The organism is Mycobacterium paraense, assembly GCF_002101815.1.
GTDB lineage: Bacteria > Actinomycetota > Actinomycetes > Mycobacteriales > Mycobacteriaceae > Mycobacterium > Mycobacterium paraense.
In genome coordinates this window covers 360,855-382,310 of record NZ_LQPM01000007.1, presented here as the reverse complement: position 1 = coordinate 382,310, position 21,456 = coordinate 360,855, and the positions used below count along the sequence as shown (strand labels likewise).

At 67.9% G+C, this 21,456-nt stretch carries 19 protein-coding genes and 1 pseudogene; 12 read left to right on the top strand and 8 right to left on the bottom strand.

Going from position 1 to position 21,456, the window contains the following annotated elements; translation table 11 throughout:
* The 6 genes and pseudogenes from AWB89_RS06740 to AWB89_RS06715 form a co-directional block, all read left to right on the top strand.
* Positions 1 to 135 (top strand): annotated as a pseudogene (locus tag AWB89_RS06740) (type VII secretion protein EsxI); the annotation flags it as partial.
* A gap of 78 nt (positions 136 to 213) precedes the next feature.
* Entirely contained in the window at positions 214 to 1,347 is a 1,134-nt protein-coding gene (locus AWB89_RS06735) for a threonine aldolase family protein (RefSeq protein WP_085172417.1), read from the top strand.
* Complete coding sequence (locus tag AWB89_RS06730) at positions 1,344 to 3,161, top strand: FAD/NAD(P)-binding protein (RefSeq protein WP_085172377.1); 1,818 nt, start codon at positions 1,344 to 1,346, stop codon at positions 3,159 to 3,161. Before AWB89_RS06735 ends, AWB89_RS06730 begins: the two co-directional genes overlap by 4 nt.
* Before the next feature lie 4 nt (positions 3,162 to 3,165).
* A complete protein-coding gene (locus AWB89_RS06725; RefSeq protein WP_085172375.1) occupies positions 3,166 to 4,449 on the top strand; it encodes an ATP-grasp domain-containing protein in 1,284 nt (427 codons plus the stop codon).
* Between the two features lie 5 nt (positions 4,450 to 4,454).
* Positions 4,455 to 5,426: a homoserine O-acetyltransferase/O-succinyltransferase family protein gene (locus tag AWB89_RS06720; protein WP_085172373.1), complete on the top strand. Its 972-nt coding sequence runs from the start codon at positions 4,455 to 4,457 to the stop codon at positions 5,424 to 5,426.
* Between the two features lie 4 nt (positions 5,427 to 5,430).
* Positions 5,431 to 6,708 (top strand): O-acetylhomoserine aminocarboxypropyltransferase/cysteine synthase family protein, encoded by a 1,278-nt coding sequence (locus tag AWB89_RS06715; RefSeq protein ID WP_085099053.1) that lies wholly within the window; start codon positions 5,431 to 5,433, stop codon positions 6,706 to 6,708.
* On the opposite strand, the gene AWB89_RS06710 is transcribed toward AWB89_RS06715, so the two are convergent.
* Together AWB89_RS06710 and AWB89_RS06705 are read right to left on the bottom strand one after the other, a co-directional pair.
* Positions 6,709 to 8,097: a phenylacetate--CoA ligase family protein gene (locus tag AWB89_RS06710; protein WP_085172371.1), complete on the bottom strand. Its 1,389-nt coding sequence runs from the start codon at positions 8,095 to 8,097 to the stop codon at positions 6,709 to 6,711.
* Positions 8,098 to 8,167: 70 nt separating this feature from the next.
* Positions 8,168 to 9,706, bottom strand: a complete 1,539-nt coding sequence (locus AWB89_RS06705) for an amino acid adenylation domain-containing protein (protein ID WP_085172369.1) — start codon at positions 9,704 to 9,706, stop codon at positions 8,168 to 8,170.
* Positions 9,707 to 9,789: 83 nt separating this feature from the next.
* Between AWB89_RS06705 and AWB89_RS06700 the strand changes: the two genes are divergently transcribed.
* Complete coding sequence (locus AWB89_RS06700) at positions 9,790 to 10,467, top strand: cutinase family protein (protein ID WP_085172368.1); 678 nt, start codon at positions 9,790 to 9,792, stop codon at positions 10,465 to 10,467.
* Positions 10,468 to 10,482: 15 nt separating this feature from the next.
* On the opposite strand, the gene AWB89_RS06695 is transcribed toward AWB89_RS06700, so the two are convergent.
* Together AWB89_RS06695 and AWB89_RS06690 are read right to left on the bottom strand one after the other, a co-directional pair.
* The gene (locus AWB89_RS06695) at positions 10,483 to 11,241 is read right to left on the bottom strand and encodes a GNAT family N-acetyltransferase (RefSeq protein WP_085172366.1); all 759 of its coding nucleotides are present in this window, start codon (positions 11,239 to 11,241) and stop codon (positions 10,483 to 10,485) included.
* Positions 11,242 to 11,312: 71 nt separating this feature from the next.
* Entirely contained in the window at positions 11,313 to 11,927 is a 615-nt protein-coding gene (locus AWB89_RS06690) for an FMN-binding negative transcriptional regulator (protein ID WP_085172415.1), read from the bottom strand.
* Positions 11,928 to 12,119: 192 nt separating this feature from the next.
* On the opposite strand from AWB89_RS06690, the gene AWB89_RS06685 reads away from it, so the two are divergent.
* Together AWB89_RS06685 and AWB89_RS06680 are read left to right on the top strand one after the other, a co-directional pair.
* Entirely contained in the window at positions 12,120 to 12,365 is a 246-nt protein-coding gene (locus AWB89_RS06685; RefSeq protein ID WP_085099831.1) for an acyl carrier protein, read from the top strand.
* A 57-nt stretch (positions 12,366 to 12,422) separates the two neighbouring features.
* The gene (locus AWB89_RS06680) at positions 12,423 to 12,839 is read left to right on the top strand and encodes a holo-ACP synthase (protein WP_085172413.1); all 417 of its coding nucleotides are present in this window, start codon (positions 12,423 to 12,425) and stop codon (positions 12,837 to 12,839) included.
* A gap of 13 nt (positions 12,840 to 12,852) precedes the next feature.
* On the opposite strand, the gene AWB89_RS06675 is transcribed toward AWB89_RS06680, so the two are convergent.
* From AWB89_RS06675 to AWB89_RS06660, 4 genes are all read right to left on the bottom strand, one after another.
* The gene (locus AWB89_RS06675) at positions 12,853 to 13,164 is read right to left on the bottom strand and encodes a hypothetical protein (protein ID WP_158089810.1); all 312 of its coding nucleotides are present in this window, start codon (positions 13,162 to 13,164) and stop codon (positions 12,853 to 12,855) included.
* Positions 13,165 to 13,285: 121 nt separating this feature from the next.
* A complete protein-coding gene (locus AWB89_RS06670) occupies positions 13,286 to 15,271 on the bottom strand; it encodes an alpha/beta hydrolase family protein (protein WP_142282466.1) in 1,986 nt (661 codons plus the stop codon).
* A gap of 38 nt (positions 15,272 to 15,309) precedes the next feature.
* Complete coding sequence (locus tag AWB89_RS06665) at positions 15,310 to 15,807, bottom strand: hypothetical protein (protein WP_085172363.1); 498 nt, start codon at positions 15,805 to 15,807, stop codon at positions 15,310 to 15,312.
* 1 nt (position 15,808) lies between these two features.
* Positions 15,809 to 17,107 carry a molybdopterin-dependent oxidoreductase gene (locus AWB89_RS06660; protein ID WP_085172361.1) on the bottom strand — a complete coding sequence of 433 codons (1,299 nt, stop codon included), beginning with the start codon at positions 17,105 to 17,107 and terminating at the stop codon, positions 15,809 to 15,811.
* 145 nt (positions 17,108 to 17,252) lie between these two features.
* Here AWB89_RS06660 and AWB89_RS06655 point away from each other — a divergent pair, with 145 nt between their 5' ends.
* The 3 genes from AWB89_RS06655 (at position 17,253) to AWB89_RS06645 (ending at position 21,357) form a co-directional block, all read left to right on the top strand.
* Positions 17,253 to 18,674, top strand: coding sequence for a lipopolysaccharide biosynthesis protein (locus AWB89_RS06655; protein WP_085172359.1), 1,422 nt, complete (start codon positions 17,253 to 17,255; stop codon positions 18,672 to 18,674).
* A gap of 206 nt (positions 18,675 to 18,880) precedes the next feature.
* Entirely contained in the window at positions 18,881 to 20,755 is a 1,875-nt protein-coding gene (locus tag AWB89_RS06650) for a hypothetical protein (protein ID WP_085172357.1), read from the top strand.
* Entirely contained in the window at positions 20,752 to 21,357 is a 606-nt protein-coding gene (locus tag AWB89_RS06645; protein ID WP_085099086.1) for a DUF1616 domain-containing protein, read from the top strand. The genes AWB89_RS06650 and AWB89_RS06645 overlap by 4 nt, the downstream gene beginning before the upstream one ends.
* Positions 21,358 to 21,456: the final 99 nt, after the last annotated feature.

The window sequence follows — 21,456 nt, the reverse complement described above, 5'->3', positions numbered from 1 at the left end:
CAGGAGTTCATCACCCAGTTGGGTCGTAACTTCCAGGTGATCTACGAGCAGGCCAACGCCCACGGCCAGAAGGTGCAAAGCGCCGGCAGCAACATGGCCAGCACCGACAGCGCCGTCGGATCCAGCTGGGCCTGACCAGTCAGCCCGGGCCGTCCGCGCACATCACTGACGTCATCACTCGTTGTCGTCCAGCAGGCCGAGACTGTGATCGCCATGACGCCATATCGCTCGCTCATCAGCGACAACGCCGCCGGCGGCGCGCCTGAGATCATCGCCGCTGTCGTGGCGGCAGCAGCCGGGCAGGCACCGCCCTACGGCACCGACAGTTGGACATCGAGCGCACGACGCCGCTTCAGCGAAGCCTTTGATTGCGACGTCGATCTGCTCCCCGTCTCCACCGGTTCGGCGGCGAATGCTTTGAGCCTGGCTGCGCTGACCCCCCCGTGGGGCAGCGTGTTGTGCCACCGCGACAGCCATATCAACAACGACGAGTGCGGCGCCCCGGAGTTCTTCACCGGCGGCGCCAAACTCGTTGCTCTGGGCGGGGATAACGCCAAGATCGACGCCGACGAGCTGCGGGCCGCGGTGCGCCGCAAGGTCGGCGACGTGCACAGCGCCCAACCCTGCGTGTTGAGCCTCACCCAGGCAACCGAGACCGGCGCGGTATACACCCCCGCCGAGATCGGGCACTTGGCCTCCATCGCCAAGCACGCGGGCCTGCGCGTTCACCTGGACGGTGCCCGCCTCGCCAACGCCGTCGCCGCGTTGGGCTGTACGCCCGCCGAATTGACCTGGCGCGCCGGCGTTGACGTGCTGTCCTTCGGCGCCATCAAGAACGGGAGCCTCACCGCCGACGCGATCGTCGTCTTCGAGCGCTCCCTGACCACCGAGCTGAGCTTCCGGGCTAAGCGCGCCGGACAACTCGCGGCCAAGATGCGTTTCGCCGCCGCTCAGCTCGACGCCTATCTGGCCGACGATCTGTGGCTCCGCAATGCGTTGCACGCCAATGCCATGACCGCGCGGCTCAAAAAGGGGCTGAAATCCGTTGCCGGTGTTCGTCTTTCGGGCACGCCGGAGGCGAATATCCTCTTCTGCCGCCTGTCCCTGCGGGTCATCGACGGACTTCTCGACCAGGGATACGACTTTTACCACGGCCGTTGGGAGCCAGGTGTCGTCCGCTTCGTCACCTCCTTTGCCACCACGACCGACGACGTCGACGGGCTGGTACACGCGGTCCGCCGACTCACCGCCGCCGAGATCGAGGAAAGCCGGGCCAAGCGGGCTCGCACGCAGAGATCGGCCGGCGGCCGCCGAACCGAGGTGGTTTGCATGGGAAGTGTCCGATGATCGAGATGGCCATCGTGGGCCTGGGCGCGTGGGGTCTTTGCGTCCTCGAGCGGGCGGTGAACCGGGCCCGGCAAGTCAGCACGCCGGTGCGGGTGCACGTGGTCGAGCCCGCTCAACTCGGGGGCGGGGTCTACTCGGCCGAACAGCCCGACTTCCTGGTGCTCAACAACGCCTGCGGTCAGCTCTCCCTCTACGTCGCCCCCGACGGCGACCCGCTGCCCCCCTACGCGGTGGGCCTGCACCCCTGGGCCGTGGTCCGCGGTTACCGCTGGATGGGTTACGAGTGCCGCATCGGCGCCGGGGGTGACCCGATCTTGCCCACCGACTACCTGCCCCGGCGGTTGATGGGCGAGTACCTGGTCTGGTTCTACGACACGCTGGTGTCCTATGCGCCGCCCAACCTCGAGATCGTTCGGCACTACGCGGCGGCTGTCGACATTTCGCCGGCCTTCCGGGGGCGCGAGGAGGTGCTGCTCGACAACGGCACCACCCTCACCGTCGACCACGTGGTGCTGACCTCCGGGCACACCTGGAACCACGAGCGCGGGGCCGACGGGGGCGTGCGCTACTTGCCGCCCTACCCGGTCGAATGCCTCGATCGCAGCGCTCCGGCCGGATCCTCGATCGCCGTGGCCGGCATGGGCCTGGTCTGCTTCGACGTCCTGACCGCCCTCACCGTCGGACGAGGCGGCACCTTCGAGCGCCGGTACGACCGGAGCGACCGCATGCGGTACATGCCCTCGGGACGCGAGCCAACCATCACCCTCTACTCGCGCTCGGGCGCGCCGTACTGCGCCAAGTCGGCCACCGGCGTCGACCCCTACGGGCGGTACCAGCCGGTGGTGTGCACCGCCGAGGAGTTCGCTGCGCTCACCAATCCGGGCGGATCGCCGATGCGGCGGCACGTGGACTTCCGGGCCGAGCTTCTGCCGCTCGTCTTCGCCGAGATGCAGGCCCGCTACTACATACACGCCGCCTTGCTGGCCGGGGGTGACGCCGAGTCCACCGAAGTCCGCTCCGTCCTTCGCCAGGGCTGGCTGGACGGGCATTACGAGAAGGTCGTCGACTGTCTCGAGCCGCGCTACGGACGCTTCGATCCGGCCAGTCACCTGTTCGCCGGGTCGGACCGCCACTACGCCTCGGCCGCCGACTACCAAGGCCAGGTCTACGACATGATCGACGACGACCTCACCGAGGCCCTGCTACCCGGGGGGAGCCCGGTCAAGGCGGCACAGGAGGTGCTGCGCATCCTCCGGGACAAGCTGCGTTCGGTGATCGAGTTCGGTGGCCTCTCCCTCGACTCCTACGTCGAGTTTCAGTCCAACGTCCGGGGCCGCATCAACCGGCTGGAGGCGGGCGTGCCTCCCCTGCGCTCCCAGCAGTTGCTGGCGCTGCTCGACGCCGGTGTCGTGCGCGCCCCGCTCGGACCGAGCCCGGAGTTGACCGCCTGTCGTGACGGCGTGCGGTTGAGCTCGACGGCCCTCGACGAACCGACCTCCGTGCGGGTCGACGGAGTGGTGCGTGGCTACCTCGACCTGCCCTCGCTGGCCCGGTCCGGCTCGCCCCTTCTCAACCGCCTCTACGCCAAGGGAAGACTGACCCAGCTCACCTACGGAGACACGCCCGTGGGCAGCGTGGCCATCAACGAGGACTTCCACCCCTACGACACCGAGGGCCGGCTCCAGCCCAACATCTCCTTGCTTGGCGTGCTCACCGAGGGAGTCCGCTATTTCACCCACTACCTGCCCTCGCCCCGCAGCCGCCTGCGCGCCGTCTACGACGCCCAGGACTGCGTCGAGGCCGTGATCGGCTGAGCGCATGAGCGATGCGGATTTGTCGGTGACAGGGCGGGCGCGGCCGCTGGTGGCGGTGGGCTACGGGCCGCGGTGCGTCCCGGTGATGCAGCTGGCCGAAGCGGCCGCGGGCCTCTGCGACCTGCTGTGGATCGTCGACACGATGCAACCGGAGATGCTCGAGATGACCAGTCTCCTCGACCGGTTCGGCCCCGTCGTCGACCTCGCGGGCATGAGCGCCGAGCAGGCGATCAAGATCCTGGGCGACTGGGAGCCCGACGGCATGACCACTTACCTCGACGCCGGCATGGTCGAGCTGGCCCAGGTGGCCGAGGGACTCGGCCTCCCCTTCCACAGCCCGGTGACCGCCGCCGCCCTCACCGACAAGGCCCGCCAGCGCCGCGCCCTGGCCGACGCCGGCCTCGACATCCCCTCCTGCCACCTCATTCGCGCCGACCAGCCCGAGCCCGACCTCTCGACGGTCGAGTCCCAGGTGGGGTGGCCCGCCGTCCTCAAGCCCCGCTCGGCCCAGGGCAGCCGCTGCACCTTTCTGGCCCGGGACCGCGCGGAGCTCGAGAAGCTGCTGAGCGCCCTTGGCCGGAGCCGCCCCGACATGGTGGTCGAGGGTTACCTCCCCGACGATCCGGCCCGGGCGGGCAGCCCCTACGCCGGCTATGTGTCGGTCGAGAGCGTCGTGGCCGACGGCGTCGTCAGCCACCTGGCCCTGACCGGCCGCTTCCCGCCGGCCGAGAATTTCCGCGAGACCGGGTTCTTCATTCCCGCCGCGCTGGACGCCGAAGACCGTTCGGCCGTCCTCGACATCGCCACCCGGGCGATCGGCGCCCTCGCGGTACGCACCGGGTGCCTGCACACCGAAGTCAAGTTCACCCCCGACGGGCCCCGCATCATCGAGGTCAACGGGCGGCTGGGCGGCGGTGTGCCCGAGATGCTGAAGCGGGCCGCGGGTATCAGCCTGCTCGACCTCACCCTGCGGGTGGCCCTGGGCGAGCCGGTATCCATCGACGGACCGGTCGCCACCGACCGCATCGGCTACCGCTTCTTCCTCCAGCCGCCGACCGTCTCGGCCACCGTGACGTCCATCGAGGGCATCAACGACTTCAGCGACCAAGCCGGCGTTGACACCGTCAGCGTCCACCAGCGCCCGGGGTCCGCCCTCGACTGGCGGGACGGCTCCGGCAACCACATCGTCGCGGTAGTCGGCTCGGCCGACGACGAAGAGCAGTTGCAGGCGGCCTACCGGCTCCTCCACCAGGAGGTCACCGTCACCTACACCGACATCAGGCATTGACGGCGATGGGCGTTCGACTGGCAGGGGGCCCCGACCCGGCGGGGACGACCGTCGCGATCGAGCAACCGGCGCGGTGGACGTGCGCGCTGGTCAACAACATGCCGGATGGGGCGTTCGACGCCACCGAGCGACAATTCCTGGGGCTGCTCAGCGCCGGGTCCGGGCCTGAGACGGTCGTCGTAACCCGCCACACCATGGTCGGGGTTCCCAGGGGGGACCGGATCCGGGCCCGTATCGCCGCCGAATACCGTCCCCTCGAGGACATCACCTCGAACCCCCCCGACCTGCTGATAGTGACCGGCTCCAACCCGATCGAGGCCCGCATCGAGGACGAGCCCTACTGGGCCGATCTGCACGGCCTGCTGAAGTGGGCGAGCGAGAACGTGCCGGTCATGGTGCTGTCCTGCCTGGCGGCCCACGCCGCCCTGGCGGTCTTCGACGGCATCGAACGGACCACCCTGCCGGTCAAATGCACGGGCATCTTCGCCCAGGAGGCCGACCCGACCCACCCCCTGGCAGCCGGCCTCGACGGCCCACTCGTCCTGCCCCACTCGCGGCTCAACGCCGTGCCCGCGGAGACGGTGGCAGCCGCCGGCTACGCGGTCGCCCTGCACTCGGAAGAGGTGGGGTGGAGCGTGGTCACCAAGGCGGTGGGCATTTCCCAAGCCGTGCTGTTTCAGGCCCATCCCGAGTACGACCCGTCGAGCCTCGTGCGCGAGTACGGCCGTGACGTGCGGCGCTACGCCGGCCGCGAACGCGACGAACCGCCCTGCCTCCCACGGGATTGCGTAACCGGCCCGGACTGGGACGAGCTTCGCCGGCTGCACGAGCGCGTGCTGGGCGGCGACCGGGACCCGGCCCTGGTGGCCGAATTCCCCTTCGACGAGATCAGCGCGCGCGCCCCCTGGCGGTGGCGCGGCGCGGCCCTGTGTATGTACGCCAACTTGTTGGCCACCATTCCGAAGAGGAGCGCCTGAGGCCATGCACGACGAAACCATCGCCATCCACGGCGGCTACACACCCGACGGGACGCGGGCGGTCGCGGTGCCCATCTATCAGACGGTGGCCCACGACTTCATCAACGCCGCCCACGCGGGTGCCGTGCTCGACCTCGAGACGCCGGGGTTCCACTACAACCGGCTCAACAACCCGACCCTCGACGTCCTCGAGCAGCGCATCTGCGCCCTGGAAGGCGGGACGGCGGCCCTGGCGGTGGCCTCGGGCATGGCCGCCGTCAGCTACGCGATCCTGACGGTGGCCAGCGCCGGCACCAACATCGTCGTCGCCCCGCAGCTCTACGGGGCCACCTTCACCTACTTCGCGCACGTGCTGCCCACCCTGGGCATCAAGGCCCGTTTCGCCGCCGACGACCGGGCAGAATCGATCGCCCCCCTGATCGATGCGGACACCCGCGCCGTCTTCTGCGAGACCATCGGCAACCCGGCGGGCAACATCGTGGACCTCGAGGCCGTGGCGGCCGTGGCACACGCGGCCGGCGTGCCCTTGATCGTGGACAACACGGTGGCTACGCCGCTGATGCTCAAGCCCTTCGAGCACGGGGCCGACGTGGTCGTCCACTCGCTGACCAAGTTCGTCGGCGGCCACGGCACCACCCTTGGTGGGGCCATCGTGGACGGCGGCCGATTCCCCTGGGCCGACCATCGTCACCGTTTCCCCCAGTTCAACCGACCGGAGCCCGCCTTCCATGGCGTCGTGTTCGCCCGCGACTTCCCCGAGCGGCCCTTCGCCGTGCGGGCCCGCTCCATCCAGCTGCGCAACAGCGGCGCCACCCTCTCGCCCTTCAACGCGTTCATGCTCCTGCAGGGCCTCGAGACCATGGCCCTGCGGCTCGAGCGTCACGAGGCCAACGCCCGGGCCGTCGCCGAGTACCTGGCCACCGACCCGCGGGTGGCATGGGTGAGCTTCGCCGGCTTCCCCGACCACCCCTACCACCGCCTGGTCGAGCGCTACCTGCACGGGCGCGTGCCGTCGATCGTCACCTTCGGGGCCGAGGGGGGCTACGAGGCGGGACTGGCTTTCTTCGATGCCCTCCAGCTGGTCAAGCGGCTGCTCAATCTGGGGGACGCCAAGACCCTGGCCATCCATCCGGCCTCCACCACTCACCGCCAGCTGTCCGATGCGGAACTGGCGAAGGCCGGCATCCGGCCGGAGACGATTCGCCTGTCCATCGGGATCGAGCACATCGACGACATCATCGCCGACATCGACCAGGCGTTGGACAAGGCGATGGCCGGCTGACTACCTGGGGTCGAACTGCCTGCACTTTCCCCGCGACAACCGCTCGATGAAGTCCACCTGTCGCACCCGGACGTCCGAATCGGGGCCGCCGTGCCGGCGGAGCACCTCGACCAGGTCGGTCCGCAGCCGCTGCAGGTCGGTTGAACCGTCCGTCACAACGGACACCTCGAGACCCTGTCGGGCCTTGCCGATGGAGAAGTTGGCGACGCCGGGTGTGGCGACGACAGCTTGCTCGACGGCGGCGCGCGGGACCCGAGCGCCGTCGTCGTACTCGAAGGCTCCGTTGATCCGGCCGTTGACCGAAATGATGCGGCGATGAGCGCAACCACACGGGCATGGGTCGTCGGACATCGTCACCGCGTCCACAAGGTCATAGCGGATCAGCGGTTGGTCCAGGTTGTACAGGTTGGTCAGCAACATTCGATCGGCGGGTTGCCCGTAGGGCACCACGTTGCCGTCGGCATCCGCCGGCTCGAGGATGACCAGGTCGTCGGCGACATGCCTGCCTTCTCCGACGCCGCACGGAAAGGCGTAGGTCCCTTCCGAGCAGCCCCAGAATTCCGAGGCCTCGATGCCCCACGCGGCCCGGACGGCCTCGCGCACGGGCGGTAGGCAGAGCTCTCCCGCAACGCTGACCCAGGTCGGTTTGATGGTGAGCCGTCCTTGCATCGCCTCCAGGGCCAGCTCCCGGATGAGGCTCGGCCAGCCCTGCAGTGCCTGGATCGCGGGGCGGGCGTTGTTGAGGCGGTCGACGATCTTGTCCAGGGGGAGCGTCGCATCGACGCAGTGCGATGTGGGGCCCCCGCTCTCAAAGGTGCTGAACGCGTAGAAGATTCCGGATTCGTGCTTGGGGCTGCAGCTGAAGCACTGCGCCAGCACCGCGTCCGGGTCCTCGCCGCGCCGCCCGGTCCAGCGCGAGCCCTGCATCACGAAGGTGACGAATGCGTCCCAGCCGTAGACGTGCAGTGACGGCGCTTCGACATACCCAGACGTGATGATCGCTCGGTACTCGTTGTCGAGGTAGCCGTCTCCGCTCATCTCATCGAGGTGCTGTTCGACTCGGGCACGTGTCAGGCCGGGGACGGTGACCAGCCGGTCGAACTCTTCCATCATCTCGGCTTTGGTCAGGATCGGCAGCGAGGGGAGGTCGGCCTCGGTGAAATTCGCCAGATCGCGACCCGCCAGCCGTTCGCTCCAGAACGGCGAATGCTCGGCGGCGTACACCAGGAGCTCGCGGAGAAGCCGTTCGCGCTCGGCGGCGAGACGCGCGGCGTCCCAGCGCAGCCGGCGGACCCCCTTCAGGTAGGTGTCCTGTAATTGGGCGCGCTGGCGGCGGACCAGCTGTTCGTACGATTCCCCCGCGGCCGCGCCAGTCGCCCTCGCCTGCACCCAGAGATCGTAGCTCAGGCGCCGCGGTTTAATGCCGGATTCCGACCATGTCCATGTGACTGAGCTGGGCCTACGCCGGTGCGGATAGGCCGGCCTCCCTCAGCAGCCGCCGCTCGTCGACCTTGCTGGAAGACGTCAGCGGCAAGTCGGCCACCAAGACGAATTGGTCGGGCAGCATGGTCTCCGGGAGTCGTTCGCCGGCGGCCTGGCGGATGGCGACGGGGGTGAGTTCGCCGTCCGGCACCACGAACGCGACGACCCCGAGACCGCCCTCCAGGTTGAAGGTCGTGCACGCGGCGGACGCGACCCCGTCGACACCGCCGAGGGCGTCGGTCACCTCCACCAGCGACATCCGCACGCCATGACGCTTGATGACCCGGTCGGCGCGCCCCACGTACACGTAGTTGCCCCGGTCGTCGCGGAAGACCAGGTCACCGGTGCGATAGAGGGTGGTTCCTTCGACGACGTCCCTCCGCAGCGCCGCCGCGCTCAGCGTCGGGTCGTTCAGGTATCCCGCCATGAGCTGCGGTCCGCCGATGTAGAGCTCGCCGACCACGCCGGGCTCATCCACCAGCCGTCCGTCCTCGTCGACGAGGTGGAACGAGCTGCCGGGGTGGGGATGACCGATCGGTACCGGCCCGGCGTCGAGCAGCTCGCGCGTCAGCTCCAGGTGGGCGACGGCGATGGTCGTCTCGGTCGGGCCGTAGCGGTTCACCACCCGCAGCCCCGGGCTGGCGGCCCACAGCGCCCTGATGTCGGCGCTGGATGGCGCCTCGCCGCCCAACGCGATCACCCTGAGCGCGGTGCCGGCCAGCCGCTCCAGGCGGCCGCTGGACCGGAGCAACCGGAGATAGCTCGGCGAGAAACTGGTCGCCGTGATGCCCTCGCTGTCGACGATCGAGAAGAACCTCCGTGGAAACAGCAGCGCTTCCCGGTCGGGAATGACGAGTGGCACGCCGCGGATGAGCGGAGGAAACATCGCGGAGAACGACCCGTCGAAGTGCACGGGCGAAACGCAGAGGGCCCGGTCCTCGGACGTCAGCCCCACCGCGTCGGCGCACGCCCGGGCCGCGTTGAAGAAGGCCCCCGCGGGGATCTGCACCCCCTTGGGGGCGCCGGTCGTGCCCGACGTGTAAATGATGTAGGAGACGGGACCCGTCAGCGGTGGCGGCGTCGGCTCATCTGCGGAGCTCAGGTCCGATAACGAGGTCCACGCCGTGCCCGCGGGAAGCCCGGACGGCGCCGCTGGGTCCGAGCCCGCCGTGACGACCTGCGCGGGCCGGCAGTCGGCCACGATCTGCGCACGGCGGAGATCCGGATCGGTGATAGCCAGCGGAACGAACGTGACCCCTGCCCACAGGCAGCCCAGTGCCGCCACCACGAAGTCCACGGAATTGCCGATCAGCAGGGCAACCCGATCCCCGGGTACGACGCCTTTCTGGATCAGGCCGGCGGCCACTCGCCCGGCCGCGGCGCGCAACTCGCCGCGGGTCAGCGAGCTGTCCAGGTCCTTGACCGCGGGCCGATCCGGAGCTTGGTCGGCGTGGTCTAATACCGCACCCAGGACGTCGCGGTCCGCTACGCCTTCCGCTATGTCGTGTACAGGCACAATGGTTTCCTCACGAAGGGTTGGAGCCGGGCGGGATTGCCTACCTTAGGTACGATTTTACCGCAGATCGCAGATATGTCAGTATGTATCCTGTGAGCGCTACCTGGGCCGCTCGTTCCCTAGGTGCCGCATTGTTGGGCGCCTGGGCGGCGTTGAACGCAGCGGCGAGTACGACTTTCACCGCCGCCGCGGGCCCATGCCCCGACGTCGAGGTGGTGTTTGCTCGCGGCAGCGATGATCCACCCGGTGCCGGCCTCATCGGACAGGCTTTCGTCGATTCGCTGCGATCGCACGTCAGCGGGAAATCTCTCGGGCTGTATGCGGTTGACTACCCGGCGACGAACAGGAGCAACGAGTTGGGTAGCTCCGCCTCCGCGGGCGCCGCAAACGCGAGCGCGCACGTCGAGTACATGGCGGCGAACTGCACCGACACCAAGATGGTGCTCGGCGGATATTCGCTCGGGGCCGCCGTGATCGACCTCATCACCGGGGCCGGTGCGCCACCGCAGGGCTTCGTCCCCGCGCCCATGCCGGCGGAGGTGGCCCACCACGTCGCCGCGGTCGCCGTCTTCGGGAACCCGTGGGCGAAATCGGGCGCGCCGCTGAGCGCGACCAGCCCGCTGTACGGGGGCAAGGCCATCGACTTGTGCAACCCGGGGGACCCGATCTGCTCCAACGGCGGGGATTCGTCGGCGCACGTTGGCTACGCGCAAAACGGAATGGTCAACCAGGCCGCGGCTTTCGCCGCGGGTCGGCTGTAGCGCAACCTATCCGGATCAGGCGCGGCCCATCATCCAGCGCGGCCGCGACCAGAGCTGCCAGTATTCGACGACCTCGTAGCCCAGCCCGCGGTAGAGGCGCTCGCCCTCCGCCGACGACTGCAGCAGCGATCCCTCGGCGGCCCCCGCTTCGAACCGCGAACGGAGGGCGGTGACCAGCAGCCGCCGCCCGTAGCCCTTCCCTTGATCCTGCGGCCGGGTGGTCATGGACCACACCACCGCCAGCCCGTCCTCGGTGGCCGAGGTGAGCACGGACACCATGCGGTCGCCGTCGAACAACCCCCACGCACCCAGGGTCGGGTCCTCCACGGCCGCGACGGGGACGGCCACCGCGGTGACCGCGTCGGACATGCTGTAGGTGTCGGTCAGTATGGAACGCGCCTCGGGCAGGTCATCTTTGGTGAGCGCCCGCACATCGGACCCGTCCACGTCCGGCAGATTCCGGCCCTCGAGCAGCATGAGGGGCAGCGCCGCGACCACCACCCAGCTGGCATCGACCAGCTTCTGCGCGGTGGCCAGGCCGGGTCCGGCGAGCATGATGATGCCGGGCTTCTTCAGGTCGAGGAGCGGCTCGAGGCAGTGGTGGACCAGCACGTCGTTGTAGGACGATTGGCAGCAGGCGACGTTGTAGTCGACGCCGGTCTCGCCGCTGAAGGCCGTCCACCACTCCGCTTCCACGGTGTGATGGGCCGGGGCGGACCAAAGGCGCGCGGCGGTGCCGAGAGCCCGCCTCAACTCGATCGGAGTTCGCGCCATGCCCGTGGATGCTATCGGGGCCGGGGCCGCCCCGATACTCGAACGAGCGCCGACGAAGGTCGCGATCGAACTCAGCCCGTTCGCGCTCGCTGGACCGCTCGGGCGGCGTCTTCTTGTCCGCCGGCCATCAGCCCAGAGATCACACCGTCGACGTCGGCGGCCGATCGGTTCTGGCTGAGCTTGAACTTGGCCTCGATGCGGCTGATCCGCACTTCCATTCCCACGATGCCGCGCAATTGGCTCTCGATGAACTGTCGCGGCGCGTCGTCGACGGACCATGGTTGCGGTCGGCCGGCCTCGTGACGCTCGGTCAGCTCACGCACATTCCGTTCGACCCAGGCCGGGTCGTCGTGCACCGCCAGTCGCCCGTAGACGTGGGCGGTGACGTAATTCCACGTGGGCACCACACGCCCGTGCTCGGCCTTGCTCGGATACCAGGCCGGAGAGACGTACGCGTCCGGTCCCCGCATGATCACCAGTGCTTCGCCGACCACCGGGCGCCGCCACTGGTCGTTGCCGCGGGCGATATGACCGCGAAGCGTCCTCATCTCCGGGTCGTAAACGAACGGCAGCGTCGTGGCGACCATGCCCTCCGGTGTCGCAGTGATCAGGTCCGCGGCGCCGTGGTGAGTGAGCAGGTCGTCGACGGCCCGTTCGTCGGCGGCGAAATGGGCGGGAATGTACATGTCGTCCACAGTATGTCGAGCGGTTTAAGCGCCACTGCTGGGCGCTTCAACGACCGGAAACGGCAATCGATTCCGCCGTCGAATAGGCATCCCCAGATTAAAAGTCTGTTCATCAATTACGGCGCCTTTCCAGCGGTAGACTACGACCCTGGCTAATAGGTGGCCTACGGCGAAGACGAGAGGGCGAGCGCGATGCAGGACCGGATCCGGGAGGTGCTGGCCGCCCATGGCCGTATGGCTGTCGATCCACGCGAGGTGGACGATCAGGCCGACCTTTACAAGCTCGGCCTGACGTCGCACGCGTCGGTAGACGTCATGCTTGCGCTCGAGGATGCGTTCGGCGTCGAGTTCCCCGACGAGGTGCTCAAAAAATCCACGTTTGCTTCCATCCGCAGTATCGAGCAGGTGCTCGAAGGCCTGGTCACGTCGTCGGCGTGACGCGGTGTGCGGGCCCGAAGTGAATCCCCTTACCGCGGCGACGATTACGGCGAACGCATGATGACCTTGCCGGGCGGGGTTGGCGGGTCCGGCGTACGCGCCGGATGCGATGTCGTGGCCGTTGGTGACGTCCGCGATTCGCTGGCGGCTTTCGGCGAACGCTACCTGCGCAAAGTCTTTACGGCGGGTGAGGTCAGCGACTGCAATGGCCGCAACCGGGTGCACAGCCTGGCGGCCCGGTTCGCGGCCAAGGAGGCGGTGATCAAGGCATTCGCGGAACCCGACATGCCTTTTCCGCTGCGCGAGATCGAGGTGACACTGGACGGCCCACTGCCGCAGCTTCGGCTGAGCGGAACCGTCGCCGAGCGGGCGCGGCACCAGGGCTGGGTCAGCTCCTCATTGTCGCTTTCGCACGCCGAATGTCACGCGATGGCCGTCGTCCTGGTGGTCTGCCGAGAGGCCGACTCCGAATAGGAGCGCTCGAAAGTCAAGGCGCCGGGCTGAATTGCACGCTGTTGACGAACGTGTACCCCAAGGGCCGGCCGCAGGCCGTGCTTCTCCCGGTGAGGTGAACTGTGCCCGCGAGCGTGTTCGGATTCCACACATAGTGGGCGTCCTCGGCCTGGAAAACCGTAATGTCATTGCGGCACAGCGCATTGCTCGTGGTATCCAGCGACCATTGTCCGTCGGCCAACCGCGCATGGCCCCAGGGCTGAACCGAGGCGCATCCGTCACCGCAGGGAGTGAAGTACCAGTCTTCCCTGGTGGTTTGGCCGGTGATGGCGTTGTTGACGATCACGACGTAGTGGCCGCTCATCACGGGGGAAGCGGTCGCTGGAGTAGCGAGTCCGAGAGCCAAACCCCCGAGGATGGCAGCCATTGCGGCGAGGCCCCGTGCGACAACCATGATCGGCACTTCCCTAGCCGATGTTCCGGTACGAGTGATCCTGTGATGGGGGAACCGCCTCCACCGGCAGCACAGCGGCGCGGATCGCCGTGAGCATCGCCGGGTGATGGGCGACGTGGTCGCCGGTGGGTGCGGCGATCAGGCGGGGTGGGCGCGACGCCCGTCGCAGCCGGTCAAGGGCCTTCCGACCGCCCCGGGCGGCGAACAGCTCCGCGTCCTCGGGGGAAACGATCAACGTCACGTCTGTGCCACGGCGGGCAAGCGGTGTCAGGACAACCTCCGGCAGCCACACCAGACCCAGCCAGCTCAACACGCGCAGCACGGCTCGCGGGAAATGGTTGTGCATAAGGGTTTTGGCCGGCTCCCGAGCCGGGTTGAGCAACGCTCGCAGCCGCGACTTCTTGGGTTCCGCAGGACCGCCGCCGTCCGTCTCGATGGCCGCGTTGGCATGCCTCGCCCTTTCCCGGCCGATCCACTGCATGAACATCGACGGGGTCACGCGCCAGTTCCACATCACCAGGTTGACCAGGATCGCCGACGGGGCGCCGAGTTTGCGGGCGGCGTGAGCGGCGTACCACGAGCCGGAGCAGATGCCGACGACCTCGAGATCGCCGCCGTTTCGGCCCGCATGCCGGGCCACCGCTATCGAGTCGGCGATGTCGGCCGTGGAATAGATGCTGCGCCAGGGCTCTCGGTTGATCCGGCCCGACAAGCCCTGTCCCGCCGGGTCCCAGCGCAACGCCTGCGCGCCGCTCGCCGCAATCCGCCGCGACAATTCGACCCACTCCCGGATGGGTCCCACGTGCAAGTCGTGGCCTGTCACGAAGAACACCACGGTCTTGGTCGGCGCGGGACTACGGTGTGGGGGCCGCGTGCGGATGGCGAATATACCGTTGGGTTCGATGCGTTCGATGGTCTCGACTACGTCGACCCCGTCGGGCCCTTCGGCCGGCATCGTCACCGTTGTCCGGTATCGGGGCACGGCGAGATGTGTGCGGGTGCAGACGTTTCCGTCGATCCAGTCGGTGATCGAATCGACCGCGGCGAACGGGATCGGCAACGTGTAATCCCTCGGGCTCGGCCCGGCGCATTCCGGCAGCCCGCCAATGGTGATCGAATGGACCCCTTCGGCGGACGCCAGGGCGGTGAGGCGCTCGTCGGTCTCGTCCGGTCGTCCCACCACAAGCACCTTGTCGACGCGATGGGCGCCGACGGGATCGGGGCGGATCCGCAGCGCGGCAAACTCTCTGGCGGCATGGGCGGTCAGTCGCCCACCGACGATCGACATTTCGTCCGGCGTCACCGCATCTTCGCCCACCGACAGCCGGAACAGCGCGGCGTGTTCCCGGAGATAGCGCCTTCCCGCTGCCGCGGGGTCGAGGTAAACCACGCGCTGGACGGAGTGGGATTGGGTCAGGAACTCGTCGAGGATGAGGCACCCGGCGCGGATGCCGATGACCGTCGTTGACTCGGCGCCGATCAGTGTCAGGTAATCGAGCGCGTGGCCCACGCTGGCCACCCAGTTGGCCACCGCGTCGTCGCGGACTTGGCTGTATGCGGAATTCCCCGAACCCAGATAGTCGAAATGCAGCACCGCGAATCCGCGGCGCGCCAGGCCGTCCGCGAGAATCCGGTGTAATCGGACGCTGTCCATTCCGTCTTTTCCGAGCGGACCGCAGATCAGCACCCCGCCCCTGATCCGGTTATCGATCGGCAGATGAATAACGCCGAACAATGGCGAGTCAGGCGGTCCGAAAAATGTCGGCACTTCGGTCGTTGGCAATGCCGCGCCCGGGCGCTCTCCGGTGGCCGCAACGTCGCGCGCGCGGACCTCCTCGGTGGTGGGTGCCCGCGTCTCGCGGGCGGTCGACGCCGGCATGGTTCCCCGGTTCTGAGCTAGAGGGCGTCGGCTGGTGCCGCATCGAGCGGGGCCGCTGCCACAGTTGACGCGATGTCTATTCGGTTGTTGCACGAGCTGCCGGGCCGTGCCCGCGCCCACCGAACAAATCTATACTCTTAGTCGGTATCAAGGCCAGGTTATTGTATGGCCGGTTTGTAACTTGCGTCGCCGCGACGCCGGCGAGCCAGCGCCCACCGACCCGCGTACAGCGCGCCGGAAACCGCGAACAGCAGCGCGCTGACACCGACCCAGTTGAACAGGTAGACGTCCTCCGTGAAGCCGGTGGTCGCCTGGTAGTCCGCGTCGGACAGCCGGAAGATCAGCGGGAACGCGATAGCGAAGAGCACACCCGAGATGAAGGCCGGAGCGCGGACGTGGTTGATCCACGGGACCAGCAGCCCTCGTGTGGCGGCCTGCCGGCTTTCGGCGCGTTGCAATCTGCGGTCGACCCACGCGTAGACCGGCCAACCGATCAGGTCGTGGGCGACGACGCACAAGATGAACCACAGGAATACCGCGGCCCATCCTCCTTCCTGCAGCACCCGCGTCGCGGCGTAGGCGGCGACGGCGAAGCAGGCGAGCAGGCCGACGAGATTCAGCGGGCCGGCCCCGTAGCGGTGGCGGAGCCACTGCATCTCAGCTCGCCTCCGAGAACGCGATCCGCTTGATCCACTTCAAGTTGTGAGTACCGGGCGCTGCCGGAACCATGACCCTGGCCGGGAATCCGTGATCGGGGGAGAGGTCGGCTCCGTTGACGCGCAAAGCCAGCATCGCGTCGGCAGCGCCGATTTGGACGGCCGAGAGCATCACCGTCAAAGAGTCGAGGGACTCGATCCGGGCGGAACCCGGCCGTTCGATGCCGGCGAGTCGGGCCAGGTCGGCGAGGGGGACACCGGTCCAGGTCTGCGTCGTCGACCAGCCTTCTGTGCAGGCGATCGGCATGGCCGCGCTGGTCAACCGCATGCTGGTCAGCTGTGTCCTGCTGACCGACAGCCGTTGCGTTCCCGTGACGACCAGCCGCCAGTCCGGCCCGGTCTGCGAGGCGGCGATCCGCCGCGCGGCGGCCGTGTGATTCACCGGGAAGTCGTTCCCTGCAGGGCCATTCGACCGATAGTGGGTCCCGAAGACGGCGAACCGGCGCGTGAAGCCGCCGATGGTGTCCCCGGCGTTCGACAGAACCACGACGAGCGACGTGCCGCCGACGAGGGCGAGGATCCCTCGCCGCGAGATCGTGGGAGCGGCCGGCTCGAGGGGGACGAGGCCGTCGTCCGCCTCCTCCGGTCGCGTCTCAGCCAGCCCGGTCCGCAGCTCGGTGCGTAACCGCCGGGAGCGCAGCGCGGTCAACATGTCTCCGAATTTCAGGCAGACGTGGACGACGAAGCCGGCGATGAAAGCCCAGGCGCCGAAGAAGTGGGCGCTGTAGAAGTTGATCGTCGTGAGGTAGTCGATGTTCAGAATTCCGGTGGTCATCTCCACCGCGACGCCGCCGACCACGAGGATGAGGCTGGCCCGCTCGAGGACCTGGGCCACCGAGGGCCGGCGCGGCCAGGCGAAAAGCTTCGGCATCACCGACCAGAGCTTTGCGAGGACCACCGGCACGAGCGCGAGACCCAGCATGACGTGGACGCCCTCGGTGAGCCGGTAGACCCAACCGGGCGACGTGAGCCAGTCGAACAGGTACAGCCCGAACAAGCCGTGCTTCGGGTTCGGGTCGTTGGAGCGGAATCCGGGGTTGTAGGCGGCGTACGACGCGAGCCCCGTGAGGAATTCGATCGGGATCCCGATGAGCAGGACCAAACCGAACACCGAGGTGAGCCACGGGCCCCTGACCGGGCTTCGCCACCGGCCGGGACCGAGCGCGCTCCGCGCCCGGCCGGGTGGCGGCCCGGGATCCGCCACCTCGCCCGGGGCATCGTCTCCGGGATGCCGATGCATCGCGCATTTCCTAAACTAAACGTTGGCTATCTGCTTAAATTATCGTCTAATAGTATGCAAACTAGGAGTCGAGGTGCATCAATGGTATACGCGCACGCTCGCACTCCGCGTGCCGGCGGGACAACCGGGGTGGGGGTGAGGGTTCATGACCGGGATCCCTCAATCCGCTGACATCCCGAAGGATTCGCTGATCAGCCACCTCGAACTCCCGCACCCATGGCGCGCGCCCGAGTTGGCTCGGCGACCGGACCTGAGGGCGCGCATCGACTGGGCGCGCGGACTCGTCGGCCGGGCCCGCAGCGACTCGCTCCTCCGCAACGGCGTGTTCAGTACCGCCACTCAGGTGGTGAACTCGGCCTTCGGGTACGTGTTCTGGCTGCTGGCAGCGCATTCCTACAGTCCCGCGACAATCGGGCTGACGGCCGCGGCCACGTCGACCACCAGCATCGTGCTGATGTTGTCCTGCCTCGGCGTCGGCGGGATGCTCATCCAGTCGCTTCCTCGGCAGGATAAGCACACCCAGTGGTCTGCCACGTTCTGGGCGGGAATGGCGACGGTGACGTTCTTTGCCGCGGCGCTGTGTGCGGCCGGCGTTGCGGTGCTTCCGCTGATCTCCCCGGAACTGGCGGCGCTGCGCGGCGTGGGCTTCGCGGCGGCGTTCGCGGTCGGCACCGTCGCCCTGACCGTCGGCACCACGCTCGACTGCGTCTTTCTCGCCGAGCGCAAAGCGAATTACGCGTTCACGCGCAACTTTTCTGTCGGCGTCGTGAAGGTCCTCCTGCTCGGGCTCATGGCGCTCGCCTTCGGACCGGATGCCGTGCGCCTGCTCGGGGCATGGGGACTTGCGGCCGCGGTGGGCCTGGGTACCGGTGTGGTGCTGCTCGTCCGCCATATCGGCGTTGCGCGACCCCCCGGGTTCTCGGTCCTGATCCGGACCGCTCGGGGGTTTCGTTCGCGCGTCACGCTCCACCAACTGATCGGACTCGGCGCGGGGCTGTTGACGTATCTGCTCCCGCTGATCGTGACCGTGCGACTCTCTGCGAGCGAGAACGCCTACTTCTACACGACCTGGATGTTGGCGGCGCTCTTCCTCGTCATCGCGCCCGCGTTCTCGAACAATTTGTTCGCCGAGGGGATGCATCGGCCCGAAGAGCTCGGCGCGCTGGCCCGGTCGGCGTTCAAGATCATGGGCGCGATCATGGTGCCCGGCCTGGTGGCGATCCTCGTTCTGGGTGGCACGATGTTGTCGGCCTTCGGTCATTCCTACAGCGGCCATGCGGTCGGGCTGCTGAGGCTGGTCGTGTTGGCCTCGATCCCGGACGCGGTGGTGCACGTGTACGTCGGGGTGCTGCGCGCCGAAGCACGGCTTGTCGCCGCCGCATCGCTGCTGGTCGGAATCGGCATCGGAACGGTGGTGATTTCGTGGTTCCTGCTGCCCGTGATCGGCATCAGCGCGGTGGGTTACGCGTTCCTGGCGACGCAGCTGTGTGGCTGCGCCTATGTCGTCGTCGACTGGCGTAGACGGGTATCGGGCGCTCGGGCGCACAGCGGCCAGGAGACTCGGTGACGACCCAGCGCGAATTCGTCGTGAGCGCTTCCGGCGGCGTCGCCACCATCCCCCGTGGGTTGGATCCCGGACCCATCCGCTCCGGAGGAGCGCGCAACGCCCGACCGATCAGCGACGGCCGGACGAGGACTTCGGCTGCGGCGGAACGGCTTTCGAAGCAGCTGGCCGACGAGGAACCGCGGTCAGCTCGATTCGCTTTTGGGTGGATGGCTGCGATCGTTCTGTGCAGCACCGCCGGGCTCGGCGCCCTCGCGCTGGCCGACCAAGCCAATCGGCACGAAAACACCTCCATCCCAACATATGCGCTGTTTTGGGTCGGGGTGCTGCTGATCTTCGTTCCGATCGCGATGCGCGCGCTGGCGCGTGATGTCAATCCGCTGGAGCGGCTGACGCTGATCGTCTTCCTCGGGCTGGCTCTTTACCTGGTGAAGGTCTTGGGTTCGCCCTACGACTTCACCTTCGTCGACGAGTACGTCCATGTGCGCAATACCCACGCGATCATCAGCAAGGGTCACCTCTTCACGTGGAACCCGCTGCTGGACACGGCCGCTTACTACCCGGGACTGGCGGCGCTCACCGCCGGAGTGGTGGAGCTCACCGGACTGAGCCTGTTCGCCGCGGGCCTGGTGATCATGGGCGTTGCACGCGTTTTGGTGTGCGCTTTCTTCTACCTCATCTTCGAGAGCGTGACGCGTTCGGGACGGGGAGCGGCGGTCGCCAGCCTGGTCTACATAGCCAACCCCATGTTTCTGTTCTGGTGCTCGACGTTCACCTACGGGAACCTCGCGGTTCCCCTGGCCGCGTTCGTGGTCTGGTGGGTGGGGCGGACACGCAATCGCGGCGGCATCACGTCCATCGTCGTCGCGGTGGTGGGCATAGTCGCGGTGACCGTCACCCACCATGTGGTCGGGTTCGGCCTGTCGGGGCTGCTCGTAGCCTGGTGGTTCGCCGAGCATGTCGGCTCCCGCGCGGCGAAAGCGGCGCGACGGCGGGTCGGATTCCTCGCGTTGGTGGCTTGCTGCGTGACGTTCACGTGGTTCTTCGTCGTGGCGCGTCCGGCCGCGGCGTACCTGATCACGGGCAATCTTCTTCCGGCCCTGCAGAGTACGGTCAACGTCATCCGCGGGACCACCGCTCCGCGCAAGCTGTATCACATCATCGCCATGGCGCCACCGGCTTGGGAGCCCATGGCGGGTTACGCGGCGGTGCTGGTGATCCTGGCGGTCCTGCCGGTCGCGCTGCTGCGCGCGCGGTGGTCTTGTCGCCGGGCACCCGTGGCGGTTGCCACGGTGCTGGCGATCGCCTTCCCGATCAGCCTGGTGCCGCGGTTCGCTCCGAACGGTGTCGCCGTATCGGGCCGGTCCTCGGAGTATGTCTACACCGGCCTCGGCTGCGTTTTCGGCCTGCTGTTCAGCGCGGCGGCATCGAGCTGGTACGAGTCGCGGGTGTTCCGGCGCGCCGGACGTGATGGGCCTCGCGACGAAAACCGAACGGGCGGCATGGCCGACGTGATTGGAAAGGCGTGGCGGGACTCGTTGCTTCCTACCGCGATTGCCGCCGCCCTCATCACCGTGGTGTTCGTCGGTAACGTGACCGTGGGCACCCGGTTCTTCGAGCGGCTCCCCGAGGGAACGAAACCGCACGGCTACGAGAGGTCGCTACAGCCCGACGTCATCGCCGCTTCGATATGGGCTCTGCAGAATCTGGGGCCGAACAACATGTTCGGCGCCAACGACATGGATTCGTGGGCGCTCGCAACGTATGGGGATCAAGACCTGGCCGACTCGCGCAGACTCTGGCCCGTCTTCTTTTCCGAATCGATCGACAGCGCGATCGTGCAGGACATCAAAGACCTGCGCATGCGCTACATATTGGTCAATTGGCGTATGACGCTGAGCATTCCGAACCTGGCCGACCACTATGTGCACACCCAGGAACCCGAGGCCGGCCACCAAAGCCATCCGTTCCCGGCGAAGGCCCTCGAGAAGTTCTCGGCCGACCCCTGCATCCAGTTGATCTACGATGCGGGACCCATCCAGATCTATGACGCCACCCGCATCGAAAGCGGTGCCTGTTCATGAGCCTTGCCATGCCGCACCCAGGCCAGTCAGCCATGACGCCACGCGCTCGCCGGTTGTGGTTTTACACGTCGTTCGCCGTCGGGTGCGCCGGCATGAACGCGGCGACCGGTTACGCGGGGCCGGTACGCGTCCCGCAAGCGATTCAGCTGGTGCTGGGGCTGCTGATGGTGTTCGTTGTCCCGGGTTTGTCCGTCATCTGCGCTGCACTGCCCGAATGGCAATCATGGGTGGAGCGGCTACTTGCGAGCGTAGGTATCAGCATCGCTCTGGCGACCTGCGCGGTGGTGCTTCTCGCGGCGATGCCAATGGGTTTCTCCCGGCAGCCTTTTGGGCAGTTGTTGGGCGGCTTGACGGTATTGCTGTCGCTGGGCGGACTGTACCGTTTGAGTCCGGGCGCCGCCGTCTGGGAGCCCCGCGCTTGGCTGAACGAAAAGCTCGCACAGATCACCGGAGGCGTCGCCGCCGAACAACGTGGGGCGCAACGGCCGAACAACCCGGCACGGACCGCAAGGTCGCAGCCGAGCGCGGAGAACGATGGCCGGTCATCCGTGGTGGTTCTCAACTTCTCGTTCGACGGAAAGCCGGCCGACCCGCGGGGTTGACCGTCGTCGCGTCGGGTTCCCCAAGGGGGCGCGGCAGAGCCGTCAGGTCGGGCACGGGCCCTGCCGCATCACGCCGCTTTCGAGCGTCGCTGACTCTCC

Coding starts and splice junctions, on each gene's coding strand:
- AWB89_RS06700 (WP_085172368.1), top strand. CDS start 9,790: ATGTATCCTGTGAGCGCTACCTGGGCCGCTCGTTCCCTAGGTGCCGCA.
- AWB89_RS06690 (WP_085172415.1), bottom strand. CDS start 11,927: ATGTACATTCCCGCCCATTTCGCCGCCGACGAACGGGCCGTCGACGAC.
- AWB89_RS06645 (WP_085099086.1), top strand. CDS start 20,752: ATGAGCCTTGCCATGCCGCACCCAGGCCAGTCAGCCATGACGCCACGC.
- AWB89_RS06660 (WP_085172361.1), bottom strand. CDS start 17,107: ATGCATCGGCATCCCGGAGACGATGCCCCGGGCGAGGTGGCGGATCCC.
- AWB89_RS06655 (WP_085172359.1), top strand. CDS start 17,253: ATGACCGGGATCCCTCAATCCGCTGACATCCCGAAGGATTCGCTGATC.
- AWB89_RS06725 (WP_085172375.1), top strand. CDS start 3,166: ATGAGCGATGCGGATTTGTCGGTGACAGGGCGGGCGCGGCCGCTGGTG.
- AWB89_RS06685 (WP_085099831.1), top strand. CDS start 12,120: ATGCAGGACCGGATCCGGGAGGTGCTGGCCGCCCATGGCCGTATGGCT.
- AWB89_RS06680 (WP_085172413.1), top strand. CDS start 12,423: ATGATGACCTTGCCGGGCGGGGTTGGCGGGTCCGGCGTACGCGCCGGA.
- AWB89_RS06730 (WP_085172377.1), top strand. CDS start 1,344: ATGATCGAGATGGCCATCGTGGGCCTGGGCGCGTGGGGTCTTTGCGTC.
- AWB89_RS06695 (WP_085172366.1), bottom strand. CDS start 11,241: ATGGCGCGAACTCCGATCGAGTTGAGGCGGGCTCTCGGCACCGCCGCG.
- AWB89_RS06735 (WP_085172417.1), top strand. CDS start 214: ATGACGCCATATCGCTCGCTCATCAGCGACAACGCCGCCGGCGGCGCG.
- AWB89_RS06665 (WP_085172363.1), bottom strand. CDS start 15,807: ATGCAGTGGCTCCGCCACCGCTACGGGGCCGGCCCGCTGAATCTCGTC.
- AWB89_RS06720 (WP_085172373.1), top strand. CDS start 4,455: ATGGGCGTTCGACTGGCAGGGGGCCCCGACCCGGCGGGGACGACCGTC.
- AWB89_RS06650 (WP_085172357.1), top strand. CDS start 18,881: ATGGCTGCGATCGTTCTGTGCAGCACCGCCGGGCTCGGCGCCCTCGCG.
- AWB89_RS06715 (WP_085099053.1), top strand. CDS start 5,431: ATGCACGACGAAACCATCGCCATCCACGGCGGCTACACACCCGACGGG.